The sequence below is a fragment of the Hallella sp. genome (genome assembly GCF_037460745.1).
GTDB lineage: Bacteria > Bacteroidota > Bacteroidia > Bacteroidales > Bacteroidaceae > Prevotella > Prevotella faecis.
Genome location: NZ_JAXVAE010000039.1, coordinates 1 through 9,821 on the forward strand (window position 1 = coordinate 1; position 9,821 = coordinate 9,821).

7 protein-coding genes are annotated in these 9,821 nt (G+C 57.4%); 5 read left to right on the top strand and 2 right to left on the bottom strand.

Annotation, left to right across the window (positions count from 1 at the left end; translation table 11 throughout):
• The coding region (locus WKK33_RS00965) for a hypothetical protein (protein WP_337932074.1) at nucleotides 1–238 on the top strand (238 nt) is incomplete at its 5' end.
• Nucleotides 239–371: 133 nt separating this feature from the next.
• Here the strand turns inward: WKK33_RS00965 and uvrA are convergent.
• A complete protein-coding gene (gene uvrA / locus WKK33_RS00970) occupies nucleotides 372–3,269 on the bottom strand; it encodes an excinuclease ABC subunit UvrA (protein ID WP_337932076.1) in 2,898 nt (965 codons plus the stop codon).
• A gap of 135 nt (nucleotides 3,270–3,404) precedes the next feature.
• Nucleotides 3,405–4,124 carry a gliding motility-associated C-terminal domain-containing protein gene (locus WKK33_RS00975; RefSeq protein ID WP_337932077.1) on the bottom strand — a complete coding sequence of 240 codons (720 nt, stop codon included), beginning with the start codon at nucleotides 4,122–4,124 and terminating at the stop codon, nucleotides 3,405–3,407.
• A gap of 135 nt (nucleotides 4,125–4,259) precedes the next feature.
• Between WKK33_RS00975 and WKK33_RS00980 the strand changes: the two genes are divergently transcribed.
• The 4 genes from WKK33_RS00980 (at nucleotide 4,260) to WKK33_RS00995 (ending at nucleotide 9,608) form a co-directional block, all read left to right on the top strand.
• Nucleotides 4,260–5,630: a LysM domain-containing protein gene (locus WKK33_RS00980; protein WP_337932078.1), complete on the top strand. Its 1,371-nt coding sequence runs from the start codon at nucleotides 4,260–4,262 to the stop codon at nucleotides 5,628–5,630.
• A gap of 23 nt (nucleotides 5,631–5,653) precedes the next feature.
• Nucleotides 5,654–6,385: a porin family protein gene (locus WKK33_RS00985; protein WP_337469046.1), complete on the top strand. Its 732-nt coding sequence runs from the start codon at nucleotides 5,654–5,656 to the stop codon at nucleotides 6,383–6,385.
• Between the two features lie 55 nt (nucleotides 6,386–6,440).
• Nucleotides 6,441–8,003, top strand: a complete 1,563-nt coding sequence (locus WKK33_RS00990) for a peptide MFS transporter (RefSeq protein ID WP_337932080.1) — start codon at nucleotides 6,441–6,443, stop codon at nucleotides 8,001–8,003.
• An 87-nt stretch (nucleotides 8,004–8,090) separates the two neighbouring features.
• On the top strand, nucleotides 8,091–9,608 hold the full coding sequence (locus WKK33_RS00995) for a peptide MFS transporter (protein WP_337469044.1): 1,518 nt from the start codon (nucleotides 8,091–8,093) through the stop codon (nucleotides 9,606–9,608).
• Nucleotides 9,609–9,821: the final 213 nt, after the last annotated feature.

A 9,821-nucleotide genomic window follows, 5' to 3' on the forward strand; every position in this document is an offset into this window, starting at 1 on the left:
GATGTTTAGTTACCTTTTGCGGAGATATTCATTTTTGTTTTATAGAGGAAAGGTAGTAATATTCATCGAAACAAGGGGTATCCGCTCCTCTTTTTTTCATTCGGTGGTCCATCCCAACAATCCGGAAGGCGCGGGAACGCCGTTCGCCCCTTGGTCGAAGCCCTATGGTCCCTTGGGGGAAATTCTTTTACCGATTGGGGGAACCCCTTATGAGCGATTGAGCGCCCCCACCCTATGACCGATGGGGATTGGAACGCCAGGCCGAAAAGCAAGCCACAGGGTTTAGCGTGTCTCGGCTTGGCATGTATAGCAATTCGATACATGCCAAGCCTCAACGCGATGGTTTTCTTGCGACGTCAAGATTGTGCAACTTACGGTTCTTGGCTCGTTTGGCCTTCCTTCCGCCCAGCACATTCCTTTTGTTTCTCCAGCGTCTCCCGGATATACTTGGCCGAATAACCCAGTTTGCACTTTGCCACCTCCTCGGGTGTACCGGCCACGAGCAGTTGCCCGCCGCCTCGTCCTCCCTCTGGTCCCATGTCGATGATGTGGTCGGCCAGTTTGATGACGTCGAGGTTGTGCTCGATGATGATGACCGTGTTGCCCTTGTCTACGAGTTTTTGCAGCACTTTCATGAGCATGTTGATGTCTTCGAAATGGAGACCGGTGGTGGGCTCGTCGAGGATGTATAGCGTTTTTCCTGTGTCTTTCTTGCTCAGTTCGGTGGCGAGCTTCACGCGTTGGCTCTCACCTCCCGACAGCGTTGTGGCGCTCTGCCCGAGCTTGAGGTATCCCAGTCCCACATCTTGCAACGCCTTGATCTTAGGCAGGATGGCAGGCACGTTCTCGAAGAACTCCACCGCCATGTTGACGGTCATGTCGAGCACGTCGGCGATCGACTTGCCCTTGAACCTCACCTCGAGCGTCTCTCGGTTGTAGCGCTTGCCGTGGCACACCTCGCAGGGCACCATCACGTCGGGCAGGAAGTTCATCTCGATGGTCTTGTATCCGTTGCCCTTGCACGCCTCGCATCGGCCTCCCCTGACGTTGAACGAGAACCGTCCGGGCTTATAGCCCCTGATCTTCGCCTCCGGCAGGTTGACGTAGAGCGACCTTATGTCGCCGAACACGCCCGTGTAGGTGGCGGGGTTGGAGCGTGGCGTGCGGCCAATGGGGCTTTGGTCCACGTTGACCACCTTGTCTATGTGTTCTATGCCCTCGATGCTGTCGTAGGGCATGGGCTTGCGCAGGCTGCGGTAGAAATGTTGCGAGAGGATGGGTTGGAGCGTGGCGTTGATGAGCGTCGACTTGCCCGATCCCGACACACCCGTTACGACGATGAGCTCGCCCAGGGGGAAGTCGACGTCGACGTTCTTGAGGTTGTTGCCCCGGCATCCCCGCAACTTGAGGAACAGTCCGTTGCCCTTGCGCCGCTCGGCGGGGATGGCTATCTGCCTTTCGCCCGTGAGGTATTGCGCCGTGAGCGTCTTGGCGGGTTGGAGCATCTGCTGTGGCGTGCCTTCGAACACCACTTGGCCGCCCTTTCGCCCAGCTCGCGGCCCGATGTCGACGATCCAGTCGGCCGCGCGCATCATGTCCTCGTCGTGCTCCACCACGACGACCGTATTGCCCATGTTGCGCAACTCCTTCAGCGAGTTGATGAGCCGTTGGTTGTCGCGCTGGTGCAATCCGATGGACGGCTCGTCGAGGATGTAGAGCACATTGACCAGTTGGCTGCCAATCTGCGTGGCCAGTCGGATGCGTTGGCTCTCACCACCCGAGAGTGTGGCCGACTGCCGGTTGAGCGAGAGGTAATCGAGTCCCACCTCCAAGAGGAAGCCGACCCTCGACCGCAGCTCCTTGATGATCTCGTGGGCGATGCGCCCCTCCTTGTCGTCGAGGTGCTGCTCCACGTGGTCGAGCCACTCGGCGAGGTCGCTGATGTCGAGCGACGCCACCTCGGCGATGTTCTTATCCCATATCTTATAGGCCAGGCTCTCCTTCTTCAGTCGCTTGCCCTGGCACTCGGGGCATACCGCCTCGGCAAGAAACTGCGCCGCCCACTTCTGCGAGGCGGCCGAGTCGTCGTTCTCCATGACCGTCTTGAGGTACTTAATCACCCCGTCGAAAGCCACGAAATAATCGCTTGATGTATGTATGACGTCCTTGTCGATGCGTATATTCTCGAGCGACCCGTAGAGGATCTCGCTGACGGCGTCGGCGGGAATGTCCTTGAAGGGCGTCTTCAGCGAGCAGTCGTATTTCTTCAGGAGGGCGTCGATCTGCCAAAAGATCATCTGACTCTTGTATTTTCCCAAGGGCACGATGGCGCCGTCGTGGATGCTGAGCGCGTCGTTGGGGATGACCTTCTTGAGGTCGATCTCGTTGACGTAGCCCAATCCCTTGCAATGGGGGCACGCCCCTTCGGGCGAGTTGAAGGAGAAGATGTTGGGCGCGGGGTCGCTATAGGCCAGTCCGGTCACGGGGTCCATGAGTCGCTTGGAGAAGTTTTTCGCCTCGCCCGTATCGCGGTCCATCACCATGACCACGCCATCGCCCTGGCGCATGGCGATGCGCACGGTGTTCTTCAGTCGCTCATCGTCCTTGTCGCGCACCTTGAGCTTGTCGATCACCACCTCGATGTTGTGGTTCTTGTATCGGTCTACCTTCATGCCGCGCGTAATCTCCTTGATCTCGCCGTCGACACGGATATAGAGGTAGCCCTTCTTGCGCATGCTCTCGAAGAGCTCACGGTAATGGCCCTTTCGTTGGCGCACGAGTGGGGCGAGGATGTAGATGGCATGTCCGGCATAGTCGGAGAGGATCATGTCGATGACCTTCTCCTCGGTGTATTTCACCATCTTCTCGCCGCTCAGGTAGCTATAGGCCGTGGCCGCCCGCGCGTAGAGGAGGCGCAGGTAATCGTATATCTCGGTGGACGTTCCCACGGTCGACCGCGGATTTTTGTTGGTGGTTTTCTGCTCAATGCTGATCACGGGCGACAGTCCCGAGATCTTGTCGACGTCGGGGCGTTGCAAGTTGCCGAGGAAGTTGCGTGCGTAGGCCGAGAACGTCTCGATGTATCGCCGTTGTCCTTCGGCGTAGATGGTGTCGAAGGCGAGCGACGACTTGCCCGACCCCGACAGGCCGGTGATGACGGTTAGCGCGTTGCGGGGAATCTTCACGTCCACGTTCTTGAGGTTGTGGACGCGCGCTCCCCACACGTTGATCCATTCCGTTTGTTTCCCGATAGCCTTTGGCTGTGTCATAAGAGTGTTCGCTAATTGGTCTTTTTTTACCTATTAAGAAAGGTGGCTCCTGCGTGTGGCAGGAGACCCCGCCCATCGGCTCAGTGGGTCGATAGGGCGCGCTGGGGCGTAGTGTGTGTGGAGGCCGACAGCCCGTTAGGGGTTTGCGGTGGAACTCTCAGTGTAGCCCCTGAGCAGGTTCACGTCGCGCTTGATGTTGAACGTGCGGCCGTCGGCGCCCTTGGCCTTCACCAATACGTAGTAGACGCCTTGTGCCACGTCCTTGCCCTTGTATTTGCCATCCCATCCGTCAGCGGGGTCCGACCACTCGTACAACTTCTGTCCCCAGCGGTTGAAGATGTAGGCGTGGAACTCCACGAGGCTCTGGTAGCCGCTCTTCGCCTTGTAGACATCGTTGATGCCGTCGCCGTTGGGCGAAAACGCGTTGGGCATTTCCAACTTGCTCTCGGAGATGGAGACGACGAGGGGCGAGGCCTCCGACGTCCAATAGTCGTCGGTGTAGGCCACGGTGTCGGTACCCTGGACAAACGTGGCCCAGAGCTCCACATGGTGGGCGCCCGACTCGGTGAACGTGATTTGCGTGTCCTCGTCGTAGCGGATGAGGTAAGGCGCCTCGCGCTTGCCATCCTTATAGAACCGCCATTCGTAGTGGGCGGTCCAGCCCGCCGTGTTCTCCGCGTTGGCGTTGAACGTCACCGTGAGGGGCGCCGACTCGGAGATGCTGGTCTCCGTGTGTGTCTCGCCATCCTTGTCGGTGTAGCTGGCCATGGGGTTGATGGAGGGATAAACATCCTGTCCCCAAACGCCTGTGGCAAGAAGAGAAAAGAGGAAGGATATGATGATTTTCGCATTCATTTTGAGAAATGTGTTGGTTGGGTGGCTTTTTTTGTTGCTGCCTTATGCAAAGTTAGTGAATTTCCTTTGAAAAAAATGAGGATGTATTTCTTTTTTTTGTATTTTTGCAATTGATTTTGATTTAAGAACGCATTTATGGTAAAGATATACAGATGCCTCATGGTCGTCGTTCTCTGCTTGCTCGCCTCAACGGTGGTGGCCCAGGTGCCCCAATGGCGCGACTTGTATAAGGTGAAGAAGAAAGACACGTTGTATGGCATTGCCAAGAAATTCGGCCTGACCGAAGACCAGTTGCGCGCCGCCAATCCCGAGATGAAGGCGGCCGACTACACGTTGAAGAAGGGCGACCGCATCCTCATTCCCTACCCCTCCGAAACGCCCGCCACACAAGCGGTGAAGCCCGTCCCCGCGGCCAAGCCCGTGCAGAAGGCTACGCAGAAGGCTGCGAAAGCCGCCATGCGTGTGGGCGTGATGCTCCCCTTGCACAACATCAACGGCGATGGCCGCCGCATGATGGAGTATTACCGTGGCCTGCTCATGGGCTGCGACAGCTTGAAGCGTGCCGGATACCACATCGATGTGCACGCCTGGAACGTAACCATCGACGACGACATAACGAAGTTTACGAGCGATCCCGAGGCCGCCAAGTGCAACATCATCTTCGGTCCGCTCTACACCCATCAGGTGCGTGGCCTTGCCGAGTTTTGCAAGGCGCGCGACATCAAGATGGTCATACCGTTCTCCATCAACGGCGACGATGTGGCGCGCTATAGCCAGATCTTCCAGGTGTGGCAGAGTCCCGACAGGCTCAACAACAGCGCCATCGAGGCGTACCTCCGCCTGTTCCCCCAGGCCCACCCGGTGTTTATCGATTGCAACGACACCACCTCGCGCAAGGGCGTGTTCACCTTTGGCTTGCGCAACCGCCTGGAGAGCAAGAACATCACATACAACATTACCAACCTCAACAGCAGCGAGGGCATGTTTGCCAAGGCGTTCCGCACCAACCAGCAGAACGTGGTGATCCTCAACACGGGGCGCATGGCTGAGCTCACGGTGGCCTTGGCCAAGTTGGCGAGCCTGCAAAACCTCAATCCCAACATCAAGATAACCCTCTTCGGCTACACCGACTGGTTGCTTTACGCCGACTACGACCTCGATAAGTTCTTCCGCTTCGACACCTACATCCCCGCACAGTTCTACTACAACCCACAGAACGCACGCACACGCCAGTTTGAGCAGACCTACCGCAGGTGGTTCCACGAGGGTCTGCAGGTGAACTACAACCCCCGCTTCGGGCTCACGGGCTACGACCACGCCCAGTTCTTCTTGCGCGGACTGGTGTCCAAGGGCAAGGCGTTCCGCGGCACGAAAGGGCAGAGCACCTACACACCGCTGCAAACGCCCCTCCGCTTTAGGCAGGTGGGCGACGCCGGCATGCAGAACGAGAGCTTCCAACTCATCCACTACACACGCGACCACCGCATCGAGGCGGTGGCCTATTAACCGTTGACGTTCCAAGAAACCACATGAACCGACATATCATCACACTCTTGCTCCTGCTCCTCCCCTTAGGGGTCGTGGCGCAGATTGGCGAGCACCGCAACACCCTCTCGGTGGGTGTCAGTGGCGGATACAACCTCACCACCGTGCGATTCACGCCCAAGGTGGTGCAAAGCATGAAGGGAGGCCTCACCGGCGGACTGGCCATGCGCTACACCGTGGAGAAATACTTCTCAACCATCGCATCGATCGCCGCCGAGGTGAACTATGGGCAGCTGGGATGGAAAGAGGACATACGCGACCTGAACGACCAACCCGTGATCAACGCCGTGACGGGCGTGGCCGAGCAGTACGAGCGCACCATCAACTACATCCAGGTGCCCATCATGGCCCATCTGGCGTGGGGAAGGGAGAACCGGGGTGTCAACTTCTTCGTGAATGCCGGTCCGCAGTTTGGCGTTTACCTCAGCGAGAGCACCAAGAGCAACTTCGACTGGGACAAGCGCAACATGGCCGACCGCGCCAATTCGATCTGCGCGCAAGACACGATGGCCGTGGAGAACAAGTTTGATTACGGCATTGCGGCAGGCGCCGGCATCGAGTTTGCCAACCCCAAGGTGGGGCGATTCCTCCTCGAAGGCCGATATTATTATGGATTGGGCAATATCTACGGCGACTCGAAACGCGACTATTTTGGCAGTTCCAACTTCGGAACCATCACCATCAAGCTAACATATCTTTTCGACATCACCCGTTGACAACGGCGTCGACCTACCTTAACCCACGATCATTAACAACTAAATCCAATAATCTATGTTCAAAAACCATCCCAAAGGATTGCTCCTTGCAGCCCTCAGCAACATGGGCGAGCGCTTCGGCTATTACATCATGAACGCCGTGCTGGCACTCTTCCTCTGTTCCAAATTTGGATTGTCCGACGAGACCAGCGGCCTGATTGCCGCCCTCTTCCTCGCCGCAATCTATGTTATGAGCCTCGTGGGCGGTATCATCGCCGACCGCACCCAGAACTACAAGGGCACCATCATGAGCGGTCTCTTGGTCATGGCGTTGGGTTATGTGTGCCTGTCGGTGCCCGTCCTCGCCACTCCCGAGAACAACACCGCCCTGCTCTCGTTCACCATCTTCGCCCTCATCCTCATCTCGGTGGGCAACGGTTTGTTCAAGGGCAACCTGCAAGCCATCGTCGGACAGATGTACGACAACTTTGAGCGCGACGCCGCCCGTGAGGGCACAGAACGCCTGAAGTGGGCACAGGGACAACGCGACGCTGGATTCCAAATCTTCTATGTGTTCATCAATGTGGGTGCCTTGGCAGCGCCGTTCATCGCGCCGTTGCTGCGCTCTTGGTGGCTCAACGTGCACCAGTTGACCTACAACGCCGACCTGCCACGCCTCTGCCACGCCTTCATCAACGGCACCTTGACCCAGACGGATACCGCCAACCTGCAAACGCTGGCCAGCCAGGTGCAGCTCTCGGGCTATCATTTCACCGACATGGCCGCCTTCTGCCAGCAGTATCTCGACGTGTTCAACACCGGCATCCACTACAGCTTCATCGCATCGGTGGTGATGATGCTCGTGTCGCTGCTCATCTTCTTCTTCTCCAAGCATCTCTTCCCCACCCCGGGTAAGAAAGAAGAGGTGGTTGTGGAGCAATACACCGAGGAGGAGAAGCGCACCATGGCCGCCGAGATCAAGCAGCGCATGTACGCTCTGTTCGCCGTGCTCGGCATCTCGGTGTTCTTCTGGTTCTCATTCCACCAGAACGGTCAGAGCCTCAGCTTCTTCGCCCGCGACTTCGTGCGCACCGACGCCCTGGCTCCTGAGATATGGCAGGCCGTGAATCCGTTCTTCGTCATCACGCTCACACCCATCATCATGTGGATCTTCGCCCACTTCACCAAGAAGGGCAGCCCCATCTCCACACCGCGTAAGATTGTGTATGGTATGGGTATCGCCGGACTGGCCTATGGCTTCCTCATGATTCTCTCCATGGTGAAAGGTTGGCCCTCGGCTGAGGTGTTCACCTCGATGGACCCCGCCGTGCGCGCCGGATGGAAGGCGTCGCCCCTCGTGCTCATCCTCACCTATTTCTTCCTGACGGTGGCCGAGCTCTTCATCTCACCACTCGGACTGAGCTTCGTGTCGAAGGTGGCTCCCAAGCACTTGCAGGGCCTCTGCCAGGGATTGTGGCTGGGCGCCACGGCCGTGGGCAACTGCCTGTTGTGGATTGGCCCGCTGATGTATAACAAGTGGCCGTTGTGGGAGTGCTGGTTGGTCTTCATGATTGTGTGCTTCATCTCTATGGGCGTGATGTACGCCATGGTGAAATGGCTGGAGCGTGTAACCGCCTAACCGCCAACCCTTCATTCCATCAGATAAATGGCTCCGCCTTCGGGCGGAGCTATATATATGAATCTTTAACATCTAAATCTTAATACTATGTTTGAGGGTCAACCTAAAGGACTCTATGCGTTGGCATTGGCCAACACAGGCGAGCGCTTTGGCTATTACACGATGATAGCCGTCTTTTCTCTGTTCTTGAGAGCCAACTTCGGACTGAGCGCTGGTACCGCCGGTCTGATTTATAGTGTGTTCATGGGTGCCGTCTACTTCTTCCCCTTCCTCGGCGGAATGGTGGCCGACAAGTACGGCTACGGCAAGATGGTTACCTTAGGTATCTTTATCATGTTCATTGGCTACCTCCTGTTGGCCATCCCCCTGGGCGGCGACACCTTCGCCCTGATCTTCATGTGCGGCGCCTTGCTATGCGTGAGTATCGGAACCGGACTGTTCAAGGGCAACCTGCAGGTGATGGTGGGCAACCTCTACGACGCGCCCGAGCTGCAAGGCAAGCGCGACGAGGCGTTCTCCATCTTCTACATGGCCATCAACATCGGTTCGCTCTTTGCCCCAACGGCTGCCGTGCGCATCATGGACTGGGCGCAAAACTCGCTCGGCTATAGCGGCAACGACGCCTACCACTTTGCCTTCTCCGTGGCGTGCCTGTCGTTGGTGGTGTCGATACTGATCTACTACGCGTTCCGTTCCACCTTCCGCCATGTGGAAGGCACATCGGCCGACAAGGCCAACGAGACAGGCGAGGTGGTGGAACTCTCACGCCAGGAGACGCGTGAGCGCATCATTGCCCTCGTACTGGTGTTCGCCGTGGTGATCTTCTTCTGGATGGCTTTCCAGCAAAACGGACTGACCCTTACCTTCTTCGCCGATGAGTTTACGGCCAAGAGCGCAACGGGTTGGCAGGGCATGTCCTTCAACGTGCTCAACCTTGTGGCAATCATCCTCATTGTGTATGCCGCCTTCGCCCTCTTCCAGAGCAAGACAGCCAAGGCGCGCGCCATTGCCGGCGTGGTCATCCTGGCGTCGTTGGGCTTCTTGGGCTACATGTATGTCACCACGGGCAACGAGGTGGTATCGGTCTCGGCTCCTATTTTCCAGCACTTCAACCCGAGTTACGTGGTGATGCTCACACCCGTCAGCCTTGCCATCTTCGGCTACCTGGCACGCAAGGGCAAGGAGCCCTCGGCACCCCGTAAGATTGCCTACGGCATGGTGGTGGCCGCTGCCGCCTACGCCATCATGCTCTTTGGTTCGCTCGGCCTGCCCACACCCGACGAGCAGCGCGTGGCTGGCGACTCCGCAACGTTTGTGTCGCCCAACTGGTTGATGAGCACCTATCTTGTGCTCACCTTCGGTGAGCTGCTGCTCAGTCCGATGGGAATCAGCTTCGTGAGCAAGGTGGCTCCCCCCAAGTACAAAGGCGCCATGATGGGCGGCTGGTTCGTGGCAACGGCCATAGGCAACCTGCTCGTCAGCGTGGGCGGCTTCCTCTGGGGTGGCTTCCCGCTTTGGGTGGTATGGGGCGTGTTTATCGTGCTCTGCCTGTTGAGCGCCTTCTTCATGATGACCATGATGAAGAAGCTCGAAAAGGTTTGCTAACCAGCAATCGCCGGCGCTGCCGTGCCACACCGACGCCGTCCCCCTCGGGAACATACCGTCGAACCCATGGCACGACAGCCTTCGAGGACCCTTATAAGTTAGCAAGGGACCCTTATATACAATAAGGTGTGGTGGGAATGTGTTTCCCATCACACCTTTTTCCTGACTTCGTCACTCAAAAAATACGTATTTTATAACTGATTGATAAACAAT

Excerpts from the sequence above, each read along its gene's own strand:
- uvrA (WP_337932076.1), bottom strand. The coding sequence starts at position 3,269 with ATGACACAGCCAAAGGCTATCGGGAAACAAACGGAATGGATCAACGTG.
- WKK33_RS00975 (WP_337932077.1), bottom strand. The coding sequence starts at position 4,124 with ATGAATGCGAAAATCATCATATCCTTCCTCTTTTCTCTTCTTGCCACA.
- WKK33_RS00980 (WP_337932078.1), top strand. The coding sequence starts at position 4,260 with ATGGTAAAGATATACAGATGCCTCATGGTCGTCGTTCTCTGCTTGCTC.
- WKK33_RS00985 (WP_337469046.1), top strand. The coding sequence starts at position 5,654 with ATGAACCGACATATCATCACACTCTTGCTCCTGCTCCTCCCCTTAGGG.
- WKK33_RS00990 (WP_337932080.1), top strand. The coding sequence starts at position 6,441 with ATGTTCAAAAACCATCCCAAAGGATTGCTCCTTGCAGCCCTCAGCAAC.
- WKK33_RS00995 (WP_337469044.1), top strand. The coding sequence starts at position 8,091 with ATGTTTGAGGGTCAACCTAAAGGACTCTATGCGTTGGCATTGGCCAAC.